The organism is Terrabacter sp. R4-6 (assembly GCF_057529065.1).
On sequence record NZ_CP197224.1, the window covers coordinates 2760806 to 2783647 of the forward strand.

The following is a 22842-nucleotide window of genomic DNA, read 5'->3' on the forward strand; positions in this document are numbered from 1 at the left end:
TGTGGCCGGCTGCTCGGGCCGGCTCGTCAGGCCTGCGGCACCGACGACGTCTCGTCCTCGGGCTCGTCGGCCTTCTCGGCGTCCACCCGCCGGTTGGCGAGCAGGCTCGTCACCGTGACGACGGCGAGGATGCCGATGATGACGCCGAGCGAGAGCAGCGTCGGGATCTCCGGGACGCCCGGCCACACGCCGTGGGCCCAGTGGAGGACGAGCTTGACGCCGATGAAGGCGAGGATGAGCGACAGGCCGTGGCCGAGGTGGACGAGCTTGGCCAGCGCGCCCTCGAGGACGAAGTAGAGCGCCCGCAGACCGAGCAGGGCGAAGGCGTTCGTCGCGAAGACGAGGTAGGGGTCGCCGGTGATGCCGTAGACGGCCGGCACGGAGTCGATGGCGAAGACGATGTCGGTGCCGAGGATCGCGACGGCGACGAGGGCGAGCGGCGTCAGGGCCCGCTTGCCATCCTGGCGGACCGTGAGGCTCGTGCCCGCGTAGGTGTCGGTGACGGGGTAGAAGCGACGGATCAGCTTGACGCTGCGCAGCTGGTCGACGTCGATGCTGTGGTCGGTGTGCGACAGGGCGTCGCGGCCGACCTTGACCGCCGTCGCGAGCAGGATCGCGCCGAAGAGCAGGAAGGTCCACGCGAAGCTGGCGATCATCTGCGCGCCGAGCGCGATGAAGATGCCGCGGAGCAGGAGGGCGCCGCCGACGCCGATGAGCAGCACCCGCTGGCGCAGCTCGCGCGGCACGGCGAACGCCGACAGCAGGATGATGAAGACGAAGAGGTTGTCGACCGAGAGCGACTTCTCGACGATGTAGCCGGTGTAGTACTCGACGCCCTGCTGGGAGCCGTACTGCCACCAGAGCCAGCCGCCGAAGACGACAGGGATCGCGATGTAGAAGGCCGACCAGCCGATCGCCTCGCGCATGCTCGGGTCGTGCGGGCGACGGGTGATGAGGAAGTCGATGACGAAGAGGGCGGCGACACCGGCGATCGTCGCGATCCACAGCGTCGGCGAGCCGATCGACTCGGCCGACCCGGTGGGCGGCGGGGTGGCGGCGGACAGGGCAGTGAGCATGGGTCTCCTCAGAACGTGATGTCTGAGGTCTCCTTCACCGACTGCCGTCGGCCACGGACCGGGGTGGTCGTCGGACCACCGTACTGACCGGATCGCGCGAGGAAGTACTCCCCTCACCGGTCATTCTACGGGTGGCCGGGCCGCCGCTCAAACGGGCTGTCGAGGGTTGCGGACTCGGTCTCCGGCCCAGACCTCGGGCTCAGGCCTCGCGGGTGGCCCGCATCGCCCGACCGGCGAGCTCGTCGGAGCTGACCGGGCGCGCGCCGGCGGTCCAGTCGGCCTCGTCCTTGGCGTACTGCAGCCCGTAGGCCGGCTGGCCGGGCTGGGTGCGCCAGCCCTCGGCGAGCGGGCCGAGGTCGAGGGTGTCGTAGCCGATGGCGTCGAACGCCCGGCGCACGGCGTCCTTCGCCGTGGCGTCGTCACCGGCGATCGCGAGGGCGCTGCGGCCGTCGGCGCCGGAGTGCAGCAGCGGCTGGGCGAGGTCGCGCAGGTGCTGGAAGAAGATGTTGTTGAAGCCCTTGACGACGTGCGACTGCGGCAGGTGCGCCTGGAGCAGCTCGGAGCTCGTCGTGGAGCCGTCGTCGAGGGCGTCGATCTGCCCGTCGCGCTGGGGGTAGTAGTTCATCGTGTCGATGACGGTCTTGCCGGCGAGCTCGTCGACGGGCACGTCGCGGTAGGCCTTGAGCGGGATCGTCACGACGACGAGGTCGCCGGCCGCGGCCGCCTCCTGCGCCGTGGCGGCACGGGCGTGCGGGCCCAGCTCGGCGACGAGGTCCGCGAGGGTCTCGGGACCCCTGCTGTTGCTCAGCACGACGTCGTGTCCGGCCGCGATCGCGAGCCGGGCGACGGTGCTGCCGATGTTGCCGCTGCCGATGAAGCCCCAGGTGGTCATGCCTGCACAACCGCCGACACGTCCGTCCCATTCCGCAGGATCGGGGCCGTCTCGGAGCGGTCGCTGCCGAGGGCGTATGCCGTTCGCCGCTACGGTGCGGCCGGCGCCGTCAGGGCGTGGTGGCGTGGGGGAGGCGCAAGGTGAAGCGGGCTCCTCCCTCGGCCGCGTGCCCGGCCTCGACGGTCCCGCCGAGCAGCTGGGCGAGGCGCCCGACGATGGCGAGGCCGAGGCCGGTGCCGACGGGGCGGAGGCCGCGGTAGCGCTCGTGCAGCACCGACGGCTCGAACGCGACGGCGAGGTCGTCGTCGGCGAGGCCGGGTCCGCCGTCGCGCACCTCGACGACGACGAGGTCCGTGGGGGAGCCCGGCTCGCTGCGCACCTCGACGACGATCGGCTGACCGGACGGGGTGACCCGCAGGGCGTTCTCGAGCAGGCCGTCGACGAGCTGGCGCACCCGAGCCGGGTCGGTGACCGTCCAGGCGTCGGGCGCCGCCGGGACGAAGGTGAAGGGCACCCCGACGGCCGCGCACCGGCGCGACCAGACCGACTCGACCTCGCGGCCCAGGGTCACGAGGTCGGTGCGCTGGGGTGTGACGCTCGGGCTGTCGGCGCCGAGCCGCGCGAGGTCGAGCAGGTCACCGACGAGCCGCTCGAGCCGCTTCGACTCGGTGAGGACGACACCGCCGACCCGGGCGGTCTCCTCCGGCGGCACGACGCCGCTCGCGAGCGACTCGGCGTAGCCGCTGATGCCGGTGAGCGGCGTGCGGAGGTCGTGCGAGACCGACAGGAGGAAGTCGCGCTGGCGCCCCTCGGACCGGGACAACGAGCTCGACAGGGAGTTGAGGGCGCTCGCGACCTCGGCGACCTCGTCGGGACCCTCGACCGGGACCCGGACGTCGCGCTGCCCGGCCGCGAGGGCGTGCGCCGCGTCGGCCGTGCGTCGCAGCGGCCGGGACAGGCGCCGCGCCACGGTGGCGCTGACGAGCACCGCGACGACGGCGGCGATGGCCAGGGCGAGCAGGACGCGGCGCACGAGCCGGTCGGAGTCGGCCGTCGCGTCGGACCGGCGCTGCACGAGGATGATGCCGCCGGCGTCGGTGGGCCGGCCCTCGAGCAGGACGAGGGTCCCGCCGAGGTCGTCGCGGGTCGAGATGGTGCGGCCGGCGAGGAGGGCCCGCTGTCGGGCCGGCGTCAGGGCGTCACGGGCCAGGGCGCTCGTCGAGGTCACCACGCCGCCGCGGCCGATGCTCGCCGACTCGATCCCGAGGGCCCCGAGCGTGCGGACCGCCTTGGCCTGCGAGGCCCGCGCGACCGCTCCGGAGTCGGCCCGCTCGGCGCTCGCGTCGGCGATCCGTGACAGGGTGCGCCGGGCCGAGTCGTCGGCCGACGTGCGGGTCAGACCGACGGCGAGCAGACCGGCCAGCAGCGCGGTCAGGACGGCGATGCCGACGGCGAGCAGGACGATCCGTCGTGACAGCGACCCGCGCGAGGCCGTCACGATCTGGGCCGGGGAGCCGGTGAGTCGTCCGAGCCCGGGAGTGCACCGCCACGCGGAGCCCGCGCGGCGGCATACCCGACCGAGCGGACGGTGCGGATCGGGCTCGCGTCGCCGAGCTTGGCGCGGACCTGGGCGACGTGGACGTCGACGGTGCGCCCGCCGGCCGTCGCGGCATACCCCCAGACGTCGCTGAGCAGCTGCTCGCGCGTGAAGACGACCCCCGGACGACGCATGAGGTGGCTGAGGAGGTCGAACTCCGTTGCGGTCAGGGCGATCTCGCGGCCCGCGACCCGCACCTCGTGGCTCGTCAGGTCGACGCTGAGGTCGCCGGCGCGGAGCAGCTCCGGCGCTCGGGAGTCCCCGCGGGTGCGTCGCAGCACGCCCCCGAGCCGCGCCACGAGCTCCCGCGGGGAGAAGGGCTTCGTGACGTAGTCGTCGGCGCCGAGCTCGAGACCGACGATGCGGTCGACCTCGTCGTCGCGGGCCGTCACGAAGAGGACGGGGGTCCAGTCGCCGCGGCCGCGGAGGCGGCGGCACACCTCGATGCCGTCGAGGACCGGCAGGCCGATGTCGAGCACGATGGCGCTCGGGCGCAGGTCCCGCACCGCGTCGAGGGCGCTCGCGCCGTCACCGACGACCTCGACGCCGTAGCCGGCAGCGCGGAGGTTGAGCCGCAGCACGTCGGCGATCGCCGGCTCGTCCTCGACGACGAGCACGAGTCCGCGGCCGGGGTCGGGGCGGCGGTCGGGGCTCGCGCCGGGCTCGGTGGACACGATCGCAGCGTAGTGAGCGCGGGCGGCGCCCACGTCACGCTCGTGTTCGGGTCGTGTCAGGAGACGTGGCGCTCACTCGAGCGGGACGGGCCGCTCACTCGATCGCGAGCGGCGTCGGGCCACGAACCAGGCGACCGCCCCCGCCACGACGAGCACGACGACGGCCAGGCCCCACCACGACCCGGCCTCGGCGGCGAGCCACGCCTGCACGACCGCGAGCCCGACCGTCGCGTAGAGCGCGGCCCAGGCGGCCGAGCCGACGACGGCCGCCGGAAGGTAGAGCCGCACGGGCATCCGCATGACCCCGGCGGTCAGGTGCACCGCGGTCTGGATGCCGACCGTGAGGTAGGAGAGGGTCACGGCGAACGGCCCGAGCCGGCGTAGCAGCGCCTCGGCCCGCGTCGTCAGGTCGCCGTGGGCCCCGCGGTAGCGGCGCCAGCTCGCGACGGCGCCCCGGCCGGCCCAGTAGGTCGCGTTGGAGCGGGCCATGACGATGACGAACAACGCGAGGAACGCCTGCCAGAAGGGCAGCGCGGCCAACGTGTCGAGCATGACCCAACCCTAGGCGGGTGCATGTGCACCGCCCGCCGCGGGCTGCGCCCGGTCAGTGCGCGCCGAAGTCGACCTCGGCCGTGGGCACGACGTCACCCTTGCGGCCCGGCGCCTCGGACCAGGACCAGTAGGTGTTGGTGTGGGCGATGACCTGCTCGGGAGCGACGGGGACACCCCATTGACGGAGGTCCTCGGTCGTGTGGGCGTCCTCGACGAGCGTCGTGTCGTAGCCCCGGACGAGCGCGCCGTGCAGGGTCGAGCGGATGCACGCGTCGGTCTGGGCGCCGGTCACCACGACGCGACCGACCTGCCGCTCCGCGAGGATCGACTCGAGGTCGGTGTCCTCGAAGGAGTCGCCGTAGCGCTTGTGGACGAGCGGCTCGGACGCGTCGCGGGTCAGCTCGGGGACGTACTGCCAGCCGTCGGTGTCGATCGGCATGTCGTCGTCGGAGTGCTGCACCCAGATGACGGGGACGTGCTCGCTGCGCGCCTTGTCGACGAGGGCGTTGATGCGGGCGATGACGCCGTCGCGGTCCCACGCGCCGGAGACGACGTCGTTCTGGACGTCGATGACGAGCAGGGCGGTGTTGGGTCGTCCTTCGAGGGTGGTCATGTGGCTCGCACCTCCGTGTCTCGGTCTGCGTCCTCGCTCCCTCGACGCTACGCCCGCGCACCGACAGCGTGGGGTCTCAGGGCGCGACGAGAAGGCAGAACGGGTGCCCCGCCGGGTCGGCGAGCACGACGAGAGGCTCCCCGTCGTCGTCGGTGCGGTCGAGCAGCGACTCCGCACCGAGCGCGAGAGCACGGTCGCGGTGGCGCTCGAGCTCGGCGAGGCTCGGCACGGCGTAGTCGACGTGCAGCTGCATCGGCACGTCGTGGCTCGGCCAGGTCGAGCGCGGCAGCGGTCCGTCGACCTGCTGGACCGCCAGCCGTCGCACCCCGTCGGCGTCGAGCAGCACGAGCCAGTCGGCGTCGTCCACTCCGGCGGCCGGGGGCTCGTCACCCGGGCGGTAGTGCAGCCCCAGCAGCTCGCGGTAGAACTCGGCGAGCCCACGGGCGTCCGTCGTGTCGAGGGCGGTGTGCATGAGACGCGGGTACGCCGGCTGCTCGGTCACGGCTCCTCCTCGGTCGCGGTCGACACCCACCCTAGGAGCGGTCGCCGGGTTAGCGTGCCGGTGTGGACCTGCCGATCGACCGGACCGTGTCGTGGCGCCCGGCCGTCGCCGGGGTCGCCGAGGTCTTCCACGCGCAGTGGCACGACCACGCCTACCCCGGCCACACCCACGACACGTGGACGCTGCTCGTCGTCGACGACGGCGTCATCGGCTACGACCTCGCCCGTCACGACCACACGGCGGTCCGATCCGGCGTCACGCTCCTGCCGCCGCACGTCGTCCACGACGGCCGGGCGCTGACGTCGACCGGCTTCCGCAAGCGCGTCGTCTACCTCGAGCACGACGTCATCGCACCCGACCTCGTCGGTGCGGCCGTCGACGCCCCGCTCCTGCCCGACGCCGCGCTCCGCTCGGCGGTCTCCGGCTCGACCGGGCGCTCGTGGCGCGCGACGACCTCGAGGCCGAGTCGCGCCTCGCCCTCGTCGTCGAGCGGCTCACCGGTCATCTCGTACGCGGTCACCGTGCTCCCGTGGGCAGCGCGCAGCCCGTGGCAGGCCAGGTCGCCCGGCTCGCCCGCGAGCTGCTCGACGCCGACCCGTCGGGACCCCCGGCATCGCCGCCGTCGCGGAGTCGCTCGGCGTCACGACGCCGCACCTCGTGCGCTCCTTCGCCGCGGCGTACGGCCTCCCGCCCCACGCATACGTCATCGGTCGGCGTCTCGACCTCGCGCGACGGCGACTTCGCGACGGGGTCCCGGCCGCGGTCGTGGCGACGGAGACCGGCTTCTACGACCAGGCGCACCTGACCCGCCACTTCCGCCGCTTCCTCGGCACGACCCCGGCCCGCTACCAGCGCAGCGCCTGACCCCGGCCCCCGTTGCGGGTGGGAAGGGGCGCGGGATCAAGGACGTACAAGACGAGGGGTGGCCGGGCCGCGCAGGGTGGGGTCATGGACGACCTGCTGACCCCGCCCTTCGACACCAAGATCGCGGTCCTCGTGCGCGACGACCTCGAGCCCTGGCAGCGCCTCAACGTCACGGCGTTCCTCGTCAGCGGCGTGACGGCCGCGCATCCCGAGCTCGTCGGGCAGCCGTATGCCGACGGCGACGGACACGCGTACCTCCCCCTCCTCGGCATGCCCGTCCTCGTCTTCGAGGGCACCGGCCCGACGCTGACCGCCGCGCGCGAACGCGCCCTCCGACGCGGCACGGCGCTCGCCGTCTACACGCGCGAGATGTTCGCGACCGGTCACGACGCCGACAACCGAGCCGCGGTCGCGACCGTGCGCGCCGCCGACCTCGACCTCGTCGGCCTCGCCCTCCACGCGCCGAAGAACACCGTCGACCGCATCCTCAAGGGCGCCCGCCTCCACCCCTGACCCACGGGCGAGTGGGATGCTGGGGCTGCCATGACGAACCCGACGCCTCCCGCCCGCGAGCTGACCATCACGTCGGCGTCCAACCCGCGCCTCAAGGCCCTGCTCGGCCTGCGCCGCCGCCGCACCCGCGAGGAGACGGGCCAGACGCTCGTCGAGGGCTACGAGGAGATCGGCCTCGCCCTGTCGGCCGGCGTCCGCCCCGGCACCGTCTACGTCTGCGAGGAGCTCTTCAGCCCCGCCGGCCGTGCCGGCAGCCAGGACATCGGCCATCAGGCCGACCTGCTCGCGCGCCTGCGCGACGACCGCGTCGAGGTCGTGCACCTCAGCCGCGGCGCCTTCGAGAAGGTCAGCTACCGCGAGGGACCCGACGGGCTCATAGCCGTCGTCGACCGCATCGGCGTCTCGCTCGCCGACCTCCGCGTCGACGGGCCCGAGCACCTGACCCTGGTCAGCCAGGGCGTCGAGAAGCCCGGCAACCTCGGAGCCATGCTCCGCACCGCCGACGCCGCCGGGGTCGACGCCGTCGTGGCCGCAGACCCCGTCACCGACTGGGGCAACCCCAACGTCGTGCGCGCGAGCAAGGGCACCGTCTTCGCCGTGCCGGCCGCGAGCGCGACGACGTCCGAGGCCCTCGAGTGGCTGGCCGCGAACGAGATCCGCCTCGTCGTCACGACCCCCGAGACCGACCTGCTGCACACCGACGTCGACTACACGGGCCGTGTCGCCATCGCCGTCGGCAGCGAGAAGCACGGCGCCGACCGCACCCTGCTCGACGCCGCCACGCACCGCGTCCGGATCCCGATGTTCGGCTTGGCGAACAGCCTCAACGTCGCAGCGTCGGCCGCGATCGTGCTCTACGAGGCCGTCCGCCAGCGCAACGCGCGCTGACCGGCGACCGACCGCGGGGCCCGCGGGGGCCCGTGGGAGCCCGCGGGACGGCATACGAGATGACACTCAGGTTTCATTCATGTGACGCGTGTGACGAGCCCCGCAAGAGACAGGGAGGGGTGGTCAAGAGCACCCCTCGGCGTGTGTCACGATGTTCTGTATGCGAGTTGACCACGTCTCCTATGCAGCGGAGGCCGGTGGCCTCAAGGCCACAGCCGCCCGACTGTCCGAGCTCATCGGCGTCGCGCCGGTCGACGGAGGGGTGCATCCCCGGTTCGGCACGCGCAACGTGATCTTCCCCCTGGCCAAGGACCACTACCTCGAGGTCGTCGAGGTGCTGGACCACCCGGCCTCCGACAAGGCGCCCTTCGGGCAGGCCGTCCGCGCCGCCTCCGAGGCCGGCGGTGGCTGGCTCGGCTGGGTCGTCGCCGTCGACGACATCGCCGTGGTCGAGCAGCGCCTCGGCCGTGAGTCGGTCCCGGGCAACCGGCACCGCCCCGACGGCACCGAGCTCAAGTGGCGCCAGCTCGGCATCAAGGGCCTCATGGCGGACCCGCAGGTCCCCTACTTCATCGAGTGGGACGACATGACGGTGCACCCCTCCGCGGGCGCCGACACGTCGGTCTCCATCGACAACCTCCAGATCGCCGGTGACCCCAAGCGTGTGCGCGAGTGGCTCGGCCCGGAGGACACCTTCGACAAGGGCGGCATCGACTTCACCTTCGTCGCCCCGCACGGCACGCCGGGCCTGCTGTCCGTCACCTTCGACACCCCGGCCGGCAAGGTCACCATCTGACCGAGCCACCAACTCGCACGCGTTCGGCGGTCACCCTTCGGGGTGGCCGCCGTTCGTCGTCCCGGGGGGCGTATGCCGTGTCGCGCGGCGGCCGGTCGCGCCCGGTTCGCCGGGGTGGCCGGGTTAGGGTGCCTGGATGCCCCAGGAGCCGGTGCAGGAGCGCGACGGTCAGGTCCACAGGTGGGGGAGGCGCCGCGCGGCGCCGAGCCTCGACCTCGAGGCGCTGCCCCGCGACGTGCGTGCTGCCGTGGAGGCGATGGTCGCCGGGCAGGAGGTCACGCTCCGCCGCGACGGACGCGAGATCGGCGTGCTCGTGCACCGCCCGAGCGTGCTGGTGGGCACGGTCGTGGGTGGGCCGGAACCGGAGCCGGCCGGCCGCGGCGACGGCGACGGTGGCGGTCCGGGGCGCGTGCCCGAGGGCGCCATGGTCGTGGCGACGGCGACGAAGCTGTCGAAGGCCGCCCGGCAGCGGCTCTCCGACGAGCTGGGGGACGGCTACGTCGTGCTCGACCTGCTCAGGGCGCCGACGAGCGCCGACGTCGTGCTGACCCACCCGGTGAGCCCGCAGCTGCTGGGGTCGCTGCGCGGGATGTTCCCGCAGGCCCGCATCATCGTGACCGAGATCGAGGACGACGAGCTCGGCGTCAGCGCGCCTGGGCCCGTGAGCCGGCTGCTCGACGCCGGGGCGTCGGCCTACCTGCCGCCCCGGCCGCTGCGCGAGGTGGCCAGGAACGTCCATGCCCACCTCACCGGGTCGGGGACGCCGCAGCTGACCGCCGCCGACTCCGGGACTCCGCCGGTCGCGGCACTGCCGTCGTCGGCCGGGGGGGCCTGGCTGCCACCCGGTTGAGATATTTGGACTCCGGTTTCCGTGGACCGAACACCTCACCCGCGGAGTGGGTCCGTTCTGCCGGTTGTCCGGACACCGCCGGCCGGTGCGAGGAGGATGGATGCTGCCGGGACGACGGGGACGCGGCAGCTCGGGGGCCGACCGAAGCACGACACGAGAGGTGGCACCCCATGAGACGAACCCTGACCGGGATGGTGCTCGGTACCCTCCTGACGACGGGCCTGCTGACGGCGACGAGCGCGGCCGCGGCCGGCGGACCGCTGGCGGGGACGTGGACCTCCGTCGACACCGACGGAAGCAACCAGACCCTCGACATCGCCGGCTCCGGCGCCCGCGTCTACTCGATGGTCTACGTCGACGACGCCGCGACCGACGCGTGCGGTGGCGACCCGGCGCGGATCGCCGGACCCGGCCACGTCGAGGGCGACGGTGTGGTCATGGTCGGCACGCTGACCTGCGCGCCGGGCGGCAACCCGCTGCATCACCGCATCGCCCTCGGGTTCGCCTACGACGGGTCGGACGACACGCTGACCGACGACTTCGGGATCGTGTGGCACCGATCCGACTGACGCGGTCTCTACAGAGGGTCAGCGGCCCCAGCGCTTGAGGCGCAGGGAGTTGCTGACGACGAGCACCGACGAGAGGGCCATCGTCGCGCCGGCGATCATCGGGTTGAGCAGGCCCAAGGCGGCGAGCGGGATGGCGGCGGTGTTGTAGCCGAAGGCCCAGGCGAGGTTCTGCTTGATGATGCGCAACGTCTCGCGGGAGAGGCCGATCGCGTCCCCGACGGCGTCGAGGTCGGTGCGCACGAGGACGATGTCGGCCGAGTCCATGGCGACGTCGGTGCCCGAGCCCATCGCGAGACCGAGGTCGGCCTGGGCGAGGGCCGCGGCGTCGTTGACGCCGTCGCCGACCATGGCGACGACGCGACCTGACTTCTGCAGCTCGGTGACGACGGCGTGCTTCTGAGCGGGCAGCACGTCGGCGCGCACGTTGGAGGCGTCGATGCCGACCTGCTCGGCGACGCTGCGCGCGTTGGACGCGCTGTCGCCGGTCAGCAGGTAGGGCGTCAGGCCGAGCGCCCGGAGCCGGGCGATCGCGGCCTTGGACGAGTCGCGAACCGTGTCCTCGACGGTGAGGGCCGCCTGGGCGACGCCGTCCCAGCCGACGAAGACGGTCGTGCCGGCGTGGCTGCGGGCGTGGGCGACGAGCTCGGGGTCGACGCTCTCGAAGAGCACGGCCTTGCCGACGGTGACCTCGGTGTCCTTGATCCGCGCGGTGGCGCCCTCGCCCGGGTTGGACTGGAAGTCGCGGATGCGCGGCAGGTCGAGCTTCGCCAGCCGGGCGCCGTCGACGACGGCGCGGGCGATGGGGTGCTCGCTGCCCTGCTCGACGGCGGCGGCCGCGGCGAGGGCGGCCTTCTTGGAGAGCTTGCCGCGCACGGCGATGCTGCGCAGACGCAGCTCACCGGTGGTCACGGTGCCGGTCTTGTCGAGCACGACGGTGTCGACGCGGCGCGTGTCCTCGAGCACCTGCGGACCCTTGATGAGCGTGCCGAGCTGCGCGCCGCGGCCGGTGCCGACGAGCAGGGCCGTCGGCGTGGCCAGACCGAGCGCGCAGGGGCAGGCGATGATGAGGACCGTCACGGCGACGGCGAGCGAGGTGCCGATGTCGTGGCCCGTCAGGAGCCACGCGACGAGCGTGACGACCGCGATGACGAGGACGACCGGCACGAAGATCGCGGACACGCGGTCGGCGAGACGCTGGACGTCGGCCTTGCCGGTCTGCGCGGTCTCGACGAGACGCTGGATGCCGGCGAGCATCGTGTCGGCGCCGACCTTGCGCGCCTCGACGACGAGGCGTCCGGTCGTGTTGATCGAGCCACCCGTGACGTCGTCGCCGGGGGACACGTCGACCGGCGTGGACTCGCCGGTGACGAGGCTCGCGTCGACGGCGCTCGACCCGTCGCGCACCGTGCCGTCGGTCGCGACCTTCTCACCCGGCCGCACGACGAACTGGTCGCCGACGACGAGCTGGTCGATGGGGATGCGCAGCTCGCTCGTGATCCGAGACTGCGGGTCGATGCGCAGGACCGAGACGTCCTTGGCGCCGAGGTCGAGCAGCGAGCGCAGGGCGTCCTTGCCGGAGTCCTTGGCGCGCGCCTCGAGGAAGCGGCCGACGAGCAGGAACGTCGTGACGACCGAGGCGACCTCGAAGTAGAGGTGCATGCCGCCCTGGAGCAGCTCGACGACGGAGTAGCCCCACGCCGCGAGCACGCCGATCGAGACGAGGGTGTCCATCGTCGAGGCGAGGTGGCGGGCGTTGACGGCGGCAGCGCGGTGGAACGGCCACGCGCACCAGAAGACGACGGGTGTCGCGAGGAGCAGCTCGAGCCACGGGCCGGCCGCGAACTCGGGCAGCACCATGGCGATCAGCAGCACCGGGACCGTCAGCGCGATGGCGGCGACGAGCCGGGGCTTCAGGACGTCCTGCGCGGGCGTGTGGTCGAGGTGGTTCTCGCCCGAGCCGACCGAGCCGTCGGAGCCCGGCTGACCCTCGTCACCGGAGTGACCCGCGTGGCTGTCGTGTCCCGCGGGGTGCGCCGGCGCCGGCGCGGGACGGGCATCGGGCTTGGCGGTCGCGGCGGCGTCACGGACCTTCTGGCGGGCCAGCTCCTGGGCCCGCAGCTTCTCGAGCAGTGCCCCGGCGGCGGGCTTGGCGACCTCGCCACCCGCGCCACCCACGGCGCCGGCGGGGGCGCTCCCGGGCGACACGGCATACGTGCCCGGTGCGGTGGGGGCCGGCGGCGCAGGGCGCGAGCCGCCGATGACGGTGGCGCCGTAGCCGGTCTTCTTCACCTCGGCGACGATCTGCTCGACCGTGACCGGGGCGGTGAACGAGACGAGGGCCTTCTCGGTGGCGAGGTTGACGGTCGCGGACTCGACGCCGGCGACCTTCGACAGCTTGCGCTCGATGCGCGCGGAGCAGGAGGCGCAGGTCATGCCGGTGATGGCGAGGCGGACCTCGCCCGGGGTCCGCTCGGCGGTCGTCACCGGTGCCCGGCCCTCGGTCATCGGAGGCTGTAACCGGCCTCGGCGACGGCGTCCGCGACGGCGGACGGGTCGAGGGGGGCCTCGCTCGTGATGGTGACGGGGGAGTCCTCGCCGGGGTGCAGGTCGACCGCGACCGCGACGACGCCGGGCAGGGCCGACAGCTCGCCGCTGACGGCGGCGCTGCAGTGGCCGCACGTCATGCCGGTGACGGTGATCTCGGTCTGGGTGGTGGTGCTCATCGGGTGCCTCCTCGGGCGGTGGTCGGTGGGGTGCTCAGCTGCGCACGAGGCGTGCGATGGCCTCCGAGGCCTCGCGCACCTTCTCGGCGGCGGCCTCGTCGGACTCGCGGGCGGCGTCGACGACGCAGTGCGCGACGTGGTCCTCGAGCAGGCCGAGGCTGACCGCCTGCAGCGCCTTGGTGATCGCGCTGACCTGGGTCAGGATGTCGATGCAGTAGGTGTCGGTGTCGACCATCTTCTGCACGCCCCGCACCTGGCCCTCGATGCGGCGCAGCCGCTTCAGGTAGTCGTCCTTGCTGCCGGTGTATCCAGCCATGGCACCTCCTCGTCGTGGTCAACACGATACCCCTCTGGGGTATTCTTTCCGTCACGGACCGTCGAGCAGCTCCTTCGCGAGCCGCTTCGGCGCCTTGGTCAGCCACGCATCGGTGACGACTTCGCGGATCTCGTCCGCCGTCAGCCTCCCGAGGTCCCGCTCGAGCAGGAGCACGGCGTTGTAGCCGTTCCAGTGCGGGGTCGTGAACCACGGCGAGTCCGGGTCCGAGACCATCGACTCCTTGTCCTCGGCCGTGCACGAGAAGGCGAGCACGTCGTCGTAGGGCTCGCCCGTCCCCGGGTCGAACGCGTCCTTGCGCGGGCCGCGCGCGAAGGCGAACGTCCTGCCCTTCACCTGGAAGCTCGGGCGCCCGCCGGACGGCGGGTCACGCGTCACCTCGGGCAGCGCGGCGGCTGCCTCGTCGATGTCGCGGAGCCGGGCGGGGCGCGAGCGGGCCATGCCCTCGCACGTTAGCCCGCCGGGCGGCATACCTGAAGGGGCCACGCGCACGCCCTCGCCCGCCGTCGACGGATCCGGCCGAACCGGTCACGAAAGTCGTGGTTCGGGCGTATTTTCTTGGGTGAGCAGCCCACCTCGATGTGTGGGGGTTAGCGTGGCCGTCTCGGGGCTCAGACTCAATCTTCTCGGTGCTCCGACGCTCGTCTCGGGAGACGATCCCGTGGCGTTGTCGCCGGGTGCCGCGGTGCTCGTCGCCTATCTCGCGCTCGCACCGCGCGAGGGGCGCCAGCGCGCCGTCGCGGCTGCCCAGCTCTTCGCCGACTGCCCGGAGGACTCGGCCCGACGCCGGCTCAACACCGCCGTCTGGCGGCTGCAGTCCGAGGTGCGGGCCAGCACGGGCGTCGAGCTCGTGGGCCGCTCCGGTGGACGGTCGGTGGCGCTGAGCCCGGCCGTGCCGATGACCGTCGACGCCGTGCACTTCGAGGACCTCCTCGCGCCCGTGCTGCGGCGCAGCGTCGTCGACCTCACCGACGACGACGTCCGGCGCCTCGAGGACGCCGTGGCGCTCCACCGCGGCCGTCTCGTCGAGGTCTGCGACGACGAGTGGGTGCTCGGCGCGCGCCACCGCATCGAGACCCTCTACCTCACCGCCCTCGACTACCTCGTGCAGCACCACGGTGCCCGTGGCGACGTCGCGGCCGTCGACCGCTACGGGGCGCTCGCGCTCGCCATCGAGCCGCTGCGCGAGGACGTCCACCGCCACCTCATGGGCGCCTACGCGGCGTCCGGCCGGCACGACCTCGTCGAGCGGCAGTTCGAGCAGTGCCGCCTGACGCTACTCGCCGAGCTCGGCGCGGACCCGATGCCCGAGACGGTCGCGCTCTACGCGCGGATCACGCGGGGGGACGCCGGTCAGGCCGCGTCCGTGGCCGCGCTCGTCGCCGAGCTCGAGCGGGCCCGGCGCGAGGTCGTGCGCCTCGCCGAGATCGTCGACCGCGCGCTCGACCGCCTCCACCGCATGCCCTGACGGGCACCGTGGGCGTATGCCGTGTGGCCGGGCAGGCGACACGAGCGCCCTCCCCGGCAGAAACCGTCGAAAGGCCACAAACCGGGGCCCCGAGCGTGCGAGGGGCCCCGGTTTGTGGCCTCTCGACGGTTGAAGGGGCGGTGGTGATCGGGTCGTGATCGGGGGTGGGGGTCGCCGTGAGCGGTCGGTGATCGGTGGCCGGGACGCTCGTCCATGAGCAGAAGGGTCACGGCCTGGTGATGCGAGCGTGGAGGCGGCGATTCCTCATCGACGTGTGGGCCGAGCCCCGCGACGTCGACTCGCTCCCGGCCGTCATCAGGGCCCGGGTGCGCGACATGGCCACGGACGAGGAGACCTACGTGGGATCGTTCGCCGAGATCGAGCGGATCGTCGAGGCACGCCTCGACGACGACGGCGTGGCCCCCCGGCGCTGGGAGCGACCGTGATCCGCGAGGTCAGCGAGGCGCTGCGCGACGTCATCCACCGAGCGACTCCCGACCTCGGCTCGTGGGTCGTGCTCCACTCGCTCTCGCAGGGCGACAAGACGGCCCTGCCGGACACGAAGGGCATCCTCGCGCTCATCGCCGTCGCCGAGCACCCGCACCTGCGCAACCGGCCTCTCGTCGACGGGCTCACCGGTCTCGTCCGCGCCCCGCTCTCGCTCCAGCTGACCTACCTCGTCACCTACATCGGCGAGCACGACGAGGCCCAGACCCGGCTCGGACGCATCGTCCAGGCCTTCCACACGACGCCGGTTGTGCGGCCGCCCGACCTCGCGCCGCCGCTGTCGGACGACGTCGAGAGCCTCGGCATCCGGCTGCTCGCCCCGAACGCCGACGAGCGCAACCAGGTGTGGGGGTCGCTCGGCCGAGCGGGCCGGCTCGCCCTCTTCTACGAGGTCGACGTCGCCCCCGTGCCGGTCCTCGAGCGCGACGGCCGCGGCCGGGTGCGCGAGCACCGCATCGACTGGGTGGGTGCGCCGTGAGCGTGCAGCCGGTGGCCCGTCCGCACCTTGCGACGGTGACGACGACCCTGCGCCACACGGTGCGACTCGTCCACGCCTCGACGGGCGCCCGGCTGCGCGGGCTCGACGCCCACCTCGAGCCGGCACCCGCCGGCTGGACCCTCCGCGTCCTGCCGGACGTCCTCGTCGTCAGCACCCGCGCCGACGCCCCGGTGCCCGCCACGCCCCCGAAGGTCGTCGTGACCCTCACCGACGGGGCACTCGCCGACGTCCTCGTCGTGCCGCCGGTGGCGGGCCGTCCCCCGCGCACGGTGGTCATCGACCTCGACACCGCCGAGATCGAGCACGTCGTCCACCCGGTGCCGATGACCCTGACCGTCGTGCTCACGACCCCGTCGACCGGCGCGCCGCGCACCGGCGCCACCGTCACGGCGCGCGCGACCTCGGGACCGAACCCCCGGCCGAGCGTCGCCCTGCCCGAGGTCGCGCCTGGCACCTACCGGTCCGCTGCCGTCGAGTGGACCGCCGCCTTCACCCCGCTCGACGTGCTCGTCGGCGGCCAGCCGCTGCGCACGCTCGCCGTCGACGTCTCGACGTCGACCACCACCGTCCACCTCGTCGACACGACCTGACGGACCCGCACCAGTCACCACCCGCACCACTCACCACCCGAACCGCACCACGACCGAACCGCACCCGAACCGCACCCCCATCTGAACCGCACGAGAGAGCACGAGCCGAGGAGGGCACCGTGACGACCTACCTTTCACCCGGCGTCTACGTCGAGGAGGTCCCCTCGGGGCCGCAACCGATCGCAGCCGCCCCCACGAGCGTCGTCGCCGTGCTCGGCACGACGCGCCGGGGCCCCGTCAAGGAGCCCACGCGCGTCACCGGCTGGGCCGACTTCGTGCGCACCTTCGGGGCCGCGACGTCACGGGGCTTCACGGGCGAGTCGGTCTTCGGCTACTTCGAGAACGGCGGCCCGGCCGCCTGGATCGTCCGTGTCGACCCGTCGACCGGCGCCTCGTGGACGGCCTTCGACGTCTCCGGCACGGAGAGCTTCGACATCGAGGCGAGCTCGCCCGGCACGTGGGGCAACGACCTGGGTGTCGCGGTCTCCGCCGACGAGTCCGCCGCGTCGGGCTCCTTCTACCGCGCGACGACGACCTCGGCGACGGGCGCCATCGCGAGCGGCGGGGGCGGCACGATCGCCGTCGCCTCGACCGCCGGGCTCAAGCCCGGTGACACCGTCGCCCTCGTGGCGGCCCCGACGAGCGGGTCGGTCGCCGCGCCGCCCACCGCGCCCGTCACGGCCCTGACCACGACGTCGATCACGGTCGGCAGCGCGAGCGCCGCCGTCACCCTCCCCGCCGGGTCGGTCGTCGCGAGCGCGGCGGCCGCGGCCGCCACCTCGGTCTTCCTCCCGTCGGGCAAGGGCTTCAGGAAGGGCGACGTCGTCGTCGCCGTCGCCCCCAACGGCACCCGCTCCAGCGCGGTCGTCACCGACGTCACGACCGCCGGCAGCGGGGTCACGCTGACCCTCGACGCGACCCTCGGCGCGGTTCCCGGCGCGGCGTTCGTCCAGCGCCGCACCGACTACCGGGCCACCGCGACGATCGCGGGCACCCCGGCGGGATCACCGCCCTCGCTCAACGTCTCGGCCTCGGCCCTCGCCTTCGACCGTCCGCTCACGGCGCCGATCGCGTCCGAGCTGACGGCGAGCGGAGCCGAGCACGCGGCCGCACGTCTCACGACCGGCGACGGTCGCACGGCGTCCTGGCAGACGAACCGCTTCGTCGTCGTCGGCGCCACCGCACCCCCGAGCGGACCGGTATCCGTCAACGCCCCCGTCACCGCGGTCCTGCTCGCGGACTCGGGCCTCGGGATCACCGGGCTGTCCTCCGCCGACGTCGCGAACGCCTACGGCTTCCTCCCGGCAGGTGCCAGGGTGACGTACACCGGCGCGGGCCCGACCCCCGCCGTCGTCGCGACCCGCACGGCCGGCGGGTTCACGCTCGCACCCGTCCCCGTCGCGACCGACACGTACACCGACGCGACGTTCACCCTCCAGGCCGACGCCGACGACGGCATCGCCGTCCGCTGCGCCGTGGCACCCAGGGTCGGCGACGTGCTCGGTCTCGGGACGGCATACGCCCCGGTGACTGCGGTCGACGCGGCGGGGGGCGACACGTACGTGCTGCGCTTCGCGGCGGGCACCGCCGTCTCCAACACCGCCCAGGTGCGCTTCCCGCTGTATGCCGTCGAGTCGGCCTCCGTCGTCGCCGCGCGGTTCACGCTGGCCGTGACGGTCGGTGGCGTGCTCGCCGAGACGTTCGGGGGCCTGTCCCTCAGCCCCGACCACGCGGCGTACTTCGCCAGGGACGACGTCGTCAACGGCGCCTCGTCCCTCGTCACCGTGACCGCCCGGGCGGGCGGAGCCCCGGCGGTGTCGCTCGCAGCCGCGCCCTTCTACACGGCCGTCGACCGGATCGGCGCCGACAAGGCCCCGACCAACGACGACTTCCGCGCCGGCCTGACCCGGCTCGAGGAGGTGTCCGAGCCGGCCATGGTCATCTGCCCGGACGCGCTGACGCTCGGCGACCCGCTCCTGCAGGCCGACCTCGTCGGCCAGGTCGTGGCGCACTGCGAGAACTTCCGCCGCTTCGCGATCGTCGACGCGCCCGACCTCGACGACACCGACCTGCTGTCGTGGCGCAACACGACGCTCTCGAGCACGTACGCCGCCCTCTACGCCCCGCACCTGCAGATCGTCACGATCGACCCCGACTCGATCGACCGCTTCACGACCGTGCCGCCGTCGGGCTTCGTCGCGGGGGTCTTCGCCCGCACCGACCGGCTGCGCGGCGTGCACAAGGCCCCCGGCAACGAGACGGTCACCGGCATCGTCGGGCTCTCGCAGGCCTACACGCAGCGCCGGCAGGACCTGCTCAACCCCGGCGGCGTCAACCTCATCCGGGCCTTCCCGGGCCGCGGCACCCGGCTGTGGGGCGCGCGCAACGCGACCGACGACACGACGTGGCGCTACGTCAACGTCCGACGACTCTTCAACATGGTCGAGACGTCCGTCGACCGCGCCACGCAGTGGGTCGTCTTCGAGCCCAACACCGCCCAGACGTGGATCCGCGTCAAGGTCTCCGTCGAGAACTTCCTCGACCAGCAGTGGCGCGCCGGCGCGCTCGCGGGCACGAAGCCCGAGCAGGCCTACCGCGTGCGCGTCGGGCTCGGCGAGACGATGACCGAGACGGACATCGACCTCGGTCTCATCATCACCGAGGTCGCCATCGCGCCGGCCAAGCCCGCCGAGTTCGTCGTCTTCCGCTTCAGCCACAAGCGGCTGTCCGAGTGACCCGCAGTGACCAGCCGACACGTGCGCCCATCGCGTGAATCCTCTTGTGAGCCAAGGAGCCTGACATGTATCCCATGACCACCCTGCACTTCACCGTCAGCTGGGGCGACCGCCAGCAGACCTCGAGCTTCTCGGAGGTGAGCGGGCTGACGATGGAGGCCGAGGTCGTCGAGTACCGCGGAGGCGCCGACCCGCAGTTCTCGACGCGCAAGCAGCCCGGACTGCGCAAGTTCTCCAACGTCACGCTCAAGCGCGGCATCGCCCCGACGGAGGCCGGCAACGGGCTCTTCGAGTGGTACAGCTCCATCACCATCGGCGCGGTCGAACGTCGTGACGTCACGGTGAGCCTCCTCAACGAGGAGCGCGAGCCCGTCATGACGTGGAAGATCAAGGAGGCCTGGCCGGTCAAGATCGAGGGCCCCGGTCTCAAGTCGACCGGCACCGACGTCGCCATCGAGTCCGTCGAGTTCGCCTGCGAGGGCATCGAGATCGAGGCGAAGTAGCCGATGCTCCCGCTCGCTTCACCCGCGCTCGTGCCGTTCACGACGGCGCACTTCGTGCTGGCCATCGACGGGCTCGCGTCCGTCAGCTTCAGCAAGTGCACCGGGCTCGCGGGTGAGGTCGCCGTCGAGGAGTACCAGGAGGGCGGCGAGAACCGCTTCGCCCACCGCTTCCCGACGCGGGCGTCCTTCCCCAACCTCGTGCTCAACCAGGGTGCGGGCCCGCTCCAGGAGCTGTGGGACTGGTTCTACGAGTTCCACGTGACGGGCGTCGTCACCCCCCGTGACGGGACCGTCGTGCTCATGAGCACCGTCGAGGGCGCTCTTGCTCCGGTCCGCGTGTGGGCCTTCACCCGCGGCTGGCCGGTCAAGCTCACCGGCCCCGACCTCGACGCGCAGAGCTCGGCCGTGGCCGTCGAGGCCGTCGAGATCGCCCACCACGGGCTCGTCCTCAAGAGGGTGGTCTGAGTGCCCGTCGTCATCGGGGAGATCGTCACCGAGGTCGTCGTCGCGCCGAGGACGGATGCCGCCGGGCCGGCGCCCGACGCGGCGCTCGACGACGCGGCCATGGAGGCCCTCGTGCGGCGCGCCGTCGAGCGCGTCCTCGAGGTGCTGAGGCGGGAGTGGGACCGATGAACCTCACGGCCACGCAGCTGACGAAGCTGACCATCGACGCGTACGCCGACCTGAAGTTCGAGCAGCCCACCGGGCTGCGCTGGCAGGCCCTGCTCAACCCGACCGAGCTGTCCTTCTCGCGCAAGAACCTCTACCAGGCGACCCAGTCGGCAGGCACGTCTGCGCCCCAGCAGTCCTTCAGCGGCGGCGAGCCCGACCAGGTGCAGGTCGACCTGCTGCTCGACGGCACGGGGGTCGTCGGCGAGCCCGGTGGCATCGGCGAGCTGCTCGACGCGCTGCTCGCGCTGACGAAGTTCCAGGGCGACACGCACCAGCCCTACTACGTGCACTGCTACTGGGGGCGGTTCAGCTTCCGAGGGATCCTCACCCAGGCGGACGTGACGTACAAGCTCTTCGACCGCGCCGGCGAGCCGCTGCGGGCCACGGTCAAGCTCTCGCTCAAGGAGGCGCTGTCACCGCAGGAGGTCGCCGCCGAGGACCGGCCGGCCTCGCCCGACCTCTACCAGACGTGGCTCGTCAAGGACGGCGACGCCCTCGACGCCATCGCCGCCCGGGTCTACGGCGACCCCGCCTACTGGCGCCCGCTCGCGGCGGCCAACCGGCTGACGAACCCGCGCGGCCTCACCACCGGGCAGCTGCTCCTGCTCCCGCCGCTGGGGACGGTCCGATGACCGCGCCGACGACCCAGCGCGACCGACCGGCCTTCGAGGTGCGGGTCGGCGGCACGGCGCTCGAGCCGATCGTCGCGGCCGACGTCGTCGAGCTCGAGGTGCACGAGGAGGTCGGCCGCCACGGACGGCTCACGCTCCTCGTGCAGAACTGGGACGCCGACCAGCGCGCCGTGCGGCACAGCGACGACGGGCCGTTCACACCCGGGGCGGGCATCGCGGTCTCGATCGGCTACCACTCCGACCTCACCGAGGTCTTCGACGGCGTGATCGCCTCGCTGACGACGCACTTCCCCAGCGGCAGCCCGCCGGTGCTCCGGGTCGACGGCCGGTCGCGCTCCGTCCTCATGGACCACCCGCCGCGGTCGCGCCAGCTCGCCGACGTCACCGACGCCGACATCGCCTCGGCCCTTGCGGCGGACTACTCGCTGGAGACCGACGCGGCCGACGGCGTCACGCACCCCTTCTGGGTCAGCGACCGGGTCAGTGACTGGGACGCCCTGACACGACGGGCGGCCGAGCTCGGCTGGGTCGTCTTCGTCCGCGGCACGAAGCTCGTGCTCCGGCCGCCGTCGGCCGCGCAGGACCCGCTCGAGCTCGACTGGACCCGGTCGCTCGTCGAGCTGCACCTCACCGAGGACCTGACCCGGGCCATCGACACCGCGGTCGGGGTCGGCTGGGACGTCGACGCCGCCGAGGCGACCGAGAGCGAGCAGAGCGCCGGCGCGGCCGACCTCGAGGTCGGCGACCGGCAGACGCACTCGGCCGCCGTCGGTGACGCCGGCTGGCCGCTGCGCGCCGAGCGCGTCGAGTCCGACGCGGTCGGGGCGGCCGACGAGGCCGACGCGAGGGCCGTCGCCGCCCAACGACGCTCCGCGCTCGGGCACATCCACGGCACCGGCGTCGTGCAGGGCGAGCCGGGGCTGCGCTGCGACGGCTGGCTCTCCATCGCCGGCGTCGGACGGCGGATGTCCGGACCGCACTACGTCACCGCAGCCCGGCACCGGCTCTCGGCGCAGGGCTACGTCACCGAGTTCCAGGTGGGCTCCCCGCCACGGCTCGTCCCGCGCGCGGGCAGCGACGACGGTTCGGCCCGCTCCGGCGACCGCGGACCGGCCATCGGGATCGGGCTCGTCGAGGCGCTCGACGACCCGGCGTCGCTCAACCGCGTCAAGGTGCGACTGCCCTGGCGCAGCGACGGCGGTGACGGCGTCTGGGCCCGCCTCTCCAACGTCGACGCGGGCGACGGCTACGGCGCCGTCATCGTCCCCTCGGTCGGGCAGGAGGTGCTCGTCGGCTTCGTCGGCGGCGACCCGGCACACCCCGTCGTCCTCGGCTCGCTCTACAACGGCAGCCAGCAGCCACCCCTGACCGTCGACCCGGACACGAACGCCGTGCGCGCCTTCGTCTCACCCGACCAGCACACCCTCCGCCTCGAGGACGGCGACGCCGGCGCGGTCACCCTACAGACCGGCAAGGGCCACTCGATCGTGTTGTCCGACAAGGACTCCGAGGTCGTCATCACCCACAAGGACAGCGGCAACGCGATCCGGCTGTCGGGCGACGGCATCGAGCTGACCGCGGCGCAGGGTGACATCACGCTCTCGTCGTCGTCCGGGACCATCTCGCTCGACTCGCTCAAGCTCGCCGCCAAGGCGTCGGGGCCGTCGAGCATCGAGAGCTCGGCGACCCTCGACGTCAAGGCCTCGGGATCGCTGGGGCTCAAGGGATCTCTCGTGACCATCAACTAGCCGGACAGCATCCGGTCCGGACCACCACACCAACGACAGCGAACG

28 protein-coding genes and 1 pseudogene are annotated in these 22842 nt (G+C 73.1%); 17 read left to right on the forward strand and 12 right to left on the reverse strand.

Going from position 1 to position 22842, the window contains the following annotated elements; genetic code table 11:
• Nucleotides 1–26 precede the first annotated feature (26 nt).
• The 7 genes from ACSSS0_RS12910 to ACSSS0_RS12940 all read right to left on the reverse strand — a co-directional run bounded on the left by ACSSS0_RS12910 (nucleotide 27) and on the right by ACSSS0_RS12940 (nucleotide 5906).
• On the reverse strand, nucleotides 27–1076 hold the full coding sequence (locus tag ACSSS0_RS12910; RefSeq protein WP_487228292.1) for a TerC family protein: 1050 nt from the start codon (nucleotides 1074–1076) through the stop codon (nucleotides 27–29).
• Between the two features lie 199 nt (nucleotides 1077–1275).
• The gene (locus ACSSS0_RS12915; protein WP_487228293.1) at nucleotides 1276–1968 is read right to left on the reverse strand and encodes an NADPH-dependent F420 reductase; all 693 of its coding nucleotides are present in this window, start codon (nucleotides 1966–1968) and stop codon (nucleotides 1276–1278) included.
• Between the two features lie 109 nt (nucleotides 1969–2077).
• A complete protein-coding gene (locus ACSSS0_RS12920; protein ID WP_487228294.1) occupies nucleotides 2078–3466 on the reverse strand; it encodes a sensor histidine kinase in 1389 nt (462 codons plus the stop codon).
• A complete protein-coding gene (locus tag ACSSS0_RS12925) occupies nucleotides 3463–4239 on the reverse strand; it encodes a response regulator transcription factor (RefSeq protein ID WP_487228295.1) in 777 nt (258 codons plus the stop codon). The genes ACSSS0_RS12920 and ACSSS0_RS12925 overlap by 4 nt, the downstream gene beginning before the upstream one ends.
• Before the next feature lie 72 nt (nucleotides 4240–4311).
• Entirely contained in the window at nucleotides 4312–4791 is a 480-nt protein-coding gene (locus ACSSS0_RS12930) for a DedA family protein (protein WP_487228296.1), read from the reverse strand.
• Nucleotides 4792–4843: 52 nt separating this feature from the next.
• Complete coding sequence (locus ACSSS0_RS12935) at nucleotides 4844–5404, reverse strand: cysteine hydrolase family protein (RefSeq protein ID WP_487228297.1); 561 nt, start codon at nucleotides 5402–5404, stop codon at nucleotides 4844–4846.
• Nucleotides 5405–5480: 76 nt separating this feature from the next.
• Nucleotides 5481–5906 (reverse strand): VOC family protein, encoded by a 426-nt coding sequence (locus ACSSS0_RS12940; protein ID WP_487228298.1) that lies wholly within the window; start codon nucleotides 5904–5906, stop codon nucleotides 5481–5483.
• A gap of 86 nt (nucleotides 5907–5992) precedes the next feature.
• Between ACSSS0_RS12940 and ACSSS0_RS12945 the strand changes: the two are divergent.
• Nucleotides 5993–6265, forward strand: a pseudogene (locus tag ACSSS0_RS12945) (AraC family ligand binding domain-containing protein); the annotation flags it as partial.
• Here the strand turns inward: ACSSS0_RS12945 and ACSSS0_RS12950 are convergent.
• Nucleotides 6235–6426: a hypothetical protein gene (locus ACSSS0_RS12950; protein ID WP_487228299.1), complete on the reverse strand. Its 192-nt coding sequence runs from the start codon at nucleotides 6424–6426 to the stop codon at nucleotides 6235–6237. The pseudogene ACSSS0_RS12945 and the gene ACSSS0_RS12950 overlap by 31 nt on opposite strands.
• A 137-nt stretch (nucleotides 6427–6563) precedes the next feature.
• Between ACSSS0_RS12950 and ACSSS0_RS12955 the strand changes: the two genes are divergently transcribed.
• The 6 genes from ACSSS0_RS12955 (at nucleotide 6564) to ACSSS0_RS12980 (ending at nucleotide 10386) form a co-directional block, all read left to right on the forward strand.
• A complete protein-coding gene (locus ACSSS0_RS12955; RefSeq protein WP_487228300.1) occupies nucleotides 6564–6770 on the forward strand; it encodes a helix-turn-helix domain-containing protein in 207 nt (68 codons plus the stop codon).
• Between the two features lie 84 nt (nucleotides 6771–6854).
• A complete protein-coding gene (locus tag ACSSS0_RS12960) occupies nucleotides 6855–7283 on the forward strand; it encodes a DUF2000 family protein (RefSeq protein WP_487228301.1) in 429 nt (142 codons plus the stop codon).
• Between the two features lie 30 nt (nucleotides 7284–7313).
• Nucleotides 7314–8171 (forward strand): TrmH family RNA methyltransferase, encoded by an 858-nt coding sequence (locus ACSSS0_RS12965; RefSeq protein ID WP_487228302.1) that lies wholly within the window; start codon nucleotides 7314–7316, stop codon nucleotides 8169–8171.
• A 160-nt stretch (nucleotides 8172–8331) separates the two neighbouring features.
• The gene (locus ACSSS0_RS12970) at nucleotides 8332–8967 is read left to right on the forward strand and encodes a VOC family protein (RefSeq protein WP_020143723.1); all 636 of its coding nucleotides are present in this window, start codon (nucleotides 8332–8334) and stop codon (nucleotides 8965–8967) included.
• 136 nt (nucleotides 8968–9103) lie between these two features.
• Nucleotides 9104–9817, forward strand: a complete 714-nt coding sequence (locus tag ACSSS0_RS12975) for a response regulator (RefSeq protein ID WP_487228303.1) — start codon at nucleotides 9104–9106, stop codon at nucleotides 9815–9817.
• Nucleotides 9818–9987: 170 nt separating this feature from the next.
• Nucleotides 9988–10386, forward strand: a complete 399-nt coding sequence (locus ACSSS0_RS12980; RefSeq protein ID WP_487228304.1) for a hypothetical protein — start codon at nucleotides 9988–9990, stop codon at nucleotides 10384–10386.
• Nucleotides 10387–10404: 18 nt separating this feature from the next.
• On the opposite strand, the gene ACSSS0_RS12985 is transcribed toward ACSSS0_RS12980, so the two are convergent.
• The 4 genes from ACSSS0_RS12985 to ACSSS0_RS13000 are packed head-to-tail and all read right to left on the reverse strand — an operon-like array spanning nucleotide 10405 to nucleotide 13884.
• Nucleotides 10405–12891, reverse strand: a complete 2487-nt coding sequence (locus tag ACSSS0_RS12985; RefSeq protein ID WP_487228305.1) for a heavy metal translocating P-type ATPase — start codon at nucleotides 12889–12891, stop codon at nucleotides 10405–10407.
• The gene (locus tag ACSSS0_RS12990) at nucleotides 12888–13109 is read right to left on the reverse strand and encodes a heavy-metal-associated domain-containing protein (protein WP_435987511.1); all 222 of its coding nucleotides are present in this window, start codon (nucleotides 13107–13109) and stop codon (nucleotides 12888–12890) included. The genes ACSSS0_RS12985 and ACSSS0_RS12990 overlap by 4 nt, the downstream gene beginning before the upstream one ends.
• Nucleotides 13110–13143: 34 nt before the next feature.
• Nucleotides 13144–13425, reverse strand: coding sequence for a metal-sensitive transcriptional regulator (locus tag ACSSS0_RS12995; RefSeq protein WP_020143728.1), 282 nt, complete (start codon nucleotides 13423–13425; stop codon nucleotides 13144–13146).
• A gap of 51 nt (nucleotides 13426–13476) precedes the next feature.
• Nucleotides 13477–13884: an MmcQ/YjbR family DNA-binding protein gene (locus ACSSS0_RS13000; protein ID WP_487228306.1), complete on the reverse strand. Its 408-nt coding sequence runs from the start codon at nucleotides 13882–13884 to the stop codon at nucleotides 13477–13479.
• A 220-nt stretch (nucleotides 13885–14104) separates the two neighbouring features.
• Here ACSSS0_RS13000 and ACSSS0_RS13005 point away from each other — a divergent pair, with 220 nt between their 5' ends.
• The 10 genes from ACSSS0_RS13005 (at nucleotide 14105) to ACSSS0_RS13050 (ending at nucleotide 22797) form a co-directional block, all read left to right on the forward strand.
• A complete protein-coding gene (locus tag ACSSS0_RS13005) occupies nucleotides 14105–14911 on the forward strand; it encodes an AfsR/SARP family transcriptional regulator (protein ID WP_487228307.1) in 807 nt (268 codons plus the stop codon).
• Between the two features lie 239 nt (nucleotides 14912–15150).
• Nucleotides 15151–15357, forward strand: a complete 207-nt coding sequence (locus ACSSS0_RS13010) for a hypothetical protein (protein WP_435987508.1) — start codon at nucleotides 15151–15153, stop codon at nucleotides 15355–15357.
• Nucleotides 15354–15896, forward strand: coding sequence for a Pvc16 family protein (locus ACSSS0_RS13015; protein WP_435987507.1), 543 nt, complete (start codon nucleotides 15354–15356; stop codon nucleotides 15894–15896). The genes ACSSS0_RS13010 and ACSSS0_RS13015 overlap by 4 nt, the downstream gene beginning before the upstream one ends.
• Nucleotides 15893–16507, forward strand: a complete 615-nt coding sequence (locus tag ACSSS0_RS13020; protein ID WP_487228308.1) for a hypothetical protein — start codon at nucleotides 15893–15895, stop codon at nucleotides 16505–16507. The genes ACSSS0_RS13015 and ACSSS0_RS13020 overlap by 4 nt, the downstream gene beginning before the upstream one ends.
• Before the next feature lie 119 nt (nucleotides 16508–16626).
• Nucleotides 16627–19242 (forward strand): phage tail sheath subtilisin-like domain-containing protein, encoded by a 2616-nt coding sequence (locus tag ACSSS0_RS13025; protein WP_487228309.1) that lies wholly within the window; start codon nucleotides 16627–16629, stop codon nucleotides 19240–19242.
• Nucleotides 19243–19307: 65 nt separating this feature from the next.
• Nucleotides 19308–19745 carry a phage tail protein gene (locus ACSSS0_RS13030; protein ID WP_487228310.1) on the forward strand — a complete coding sequence of 146 codons (438 nt, stop codon included), beginning with the start codon at nucleotides 19308–19310 and terminating at the stop codon, nucleotides 19743–19745.
• A gap of 3 nt (nucleotides 19746–19748) precedes the next feature.
• Entirely contained in the window at nucleotides 19749–20210 is a 462-nt protein-coding gene (locus ACSSS0_RS13035; RefSeq protein WP_487228311.1) for a phage tail protein, read from the forward strand.
• Nucleotides 20211–20378: a DUF5908 family protein gene (locus ACSSS0_RS13040; protein WP_487228312.1), complete on the forward strand. Its 168-nt coding sequence runs from the start codon at nucleotides 20211–20213 to the stop codon at nucleotides 20376–20378.
• Nucleotides 20375–21049, forward strand: a complete 675-nt coding sequence (locus ACSSS0_RS13045) for a CIS tube protein (protein ID WP_435987502.1) — start codon at nucleotides 20375–20377, stop codon at nucleotides 21047–21049. Before ACSSS0_RS13040 ends, ACSSS0_RS13045 begins: the two co-directional genes overlap by 4 nt.
• Nucleotides 21046–22797: a phage baseplate assembly protein V gene (locus ACSSS0_RS13050; protein WP_487228313.1), complete on the forward strand. Its 1752-nt coding sequence runs from the start codon at nucleotides 21046–21048 to the stop codon at nucleotides 22795–22797. Before ACSSS0_RS13045 ends, ACSSS0_RS13050 begins: the two co-directional genes overlap by 4 nt.
• Nucleotides 22798–22842: the final 45 nt, after the last annotated feature.

Bases quoted from the DNA above. Each gene is read 5' to 3' on its own strand.
- ACSSS0_RS12915 (WP_487228293.1), bottom strand. From the start codon at position 1,968: ATGACCACCTGGGGCTTCATCGGCAGCGGCAACATCGGCAGCACCGTC.
- ACSSS0_RS12970 (WP_020143723.1), top strand. From the start codon at position 8,332: ATGCGAGTTGACCACGTCTCCTATGCAGCGGAGGCCGGTGGCCTCAAG.
- ACSSS0_RS13010 (WP_435987508.1), top strand. From the start codon at position 15,151: ATGCGAGCGTGGAGGCGGCGATTCCTCATCGACGTGTGGGCCGAGCCC.
- ACSSS0_RS13045 (WP_435987502.1), top strand. From the start codon at position 20,375: ATGAACCTCACGGCCACGCAGCTGACGAAGCTGACCATCGACGCGTAC.
- ACSSS0_RS13050 (WP_487228313.1), top strand. From the start codon at position 21,046: ATGACCGCGCCGACGACCCAGCGCGACCGACCGGCCTTCGAGGTGCGG.
- ACSSS0_RS13000 (WP_487228306.1), bottom strand. From the start codon at position 13,884: ATGGCCCGCTCGCGCCCCGCCCGGCTCCGCGACATCGACGAGGCAGCC.
- ACSSS0_RS12965 (WP_487228302.1), top strand. From the start codon at position 7,314: ATGACGAACCCGACGCCTCCCGCCCGCGAGCTGACCATCACGTCGGCG.
- ACSSS0_RS12980 (WP_487228304.1), top strand. From the start codon at position 9,988: ATGAGACGAACCCTGACCGGGATGGTGCTCGGTACCCTCCTGACGACG.
- ACSSS0_RS12990 (WP_435987511.1), bottom strand. From the start codon at position 13,109: ATGAGCACCACCACCCAGACCGAGATCACCGTCACCGGCATGACGTGC.
- ACSSS0_RS12985 (WP_487228305.1), bottom strand. From the start codon at position 12,891: ATGACCGAGGGCCGGGCACCGGTGACGACCGCCGAGCGGACCCCGGGC.
- ACSSS0_RS12960 (WP_487228301.1), top strand. From the start codon at position 6,855: ATGGACGACCTGCTGACCCCGCCCTTCGACACCAAGATCGCGGTCCTC.
- ACSSS0_RS12930 (WP_487228296.1), bottom strand. From the start codon at position 4,791: ATGCTCGACACGTTGGCCGCGCTGCCCTTCTGGCAGGCGTTCCTCGCG.
- ACSSS0_RS12935 (WP_487228297.1), bottom strand. From the start codon at position 5,404: ATGACCACCCTCGAAGGACGACCCAACACCGCCCTGCTCGTCATCGAC.
- ACSSS0_RS13030 (WP_487228310.1), top strand. From the start codon at position 19,308: ATGTATCCCATGACCACCCTGCACTTCACCGTCAGCTGGGGCGACCGC.
- ACSSS0_RS13035 (WP_487228311.1), top strand. From the start codon at position 19,749: ATGCTCCCGCTCGCTTCACCCGCGCTCGTGCCGTTCACGACGGCGCAC.
- ACSSS0_RS12995 (WP_020143728.1), bottom strand. From the start codon at position 13,425: ATGGCTGGATACACCGGCAGCAAGGACGACTACCTGAAGCGGCTGCGC.
- ACSSS0_RS12910 (WP_487228292.1), bottom strand. From the start codon at position 1,076: ATGCTCACTGCCCTGTCCGCCGCCACCCCGCCGCCCACCGGGTCGGCC.
- ACSSS0_RS12975 (WP_487228303.1), top strand. From the start codon at position 9,104: ATGCCCCAGGAGCCGGTGCAGGAGCGCGACGGTCAGGTCCACAGGTGG.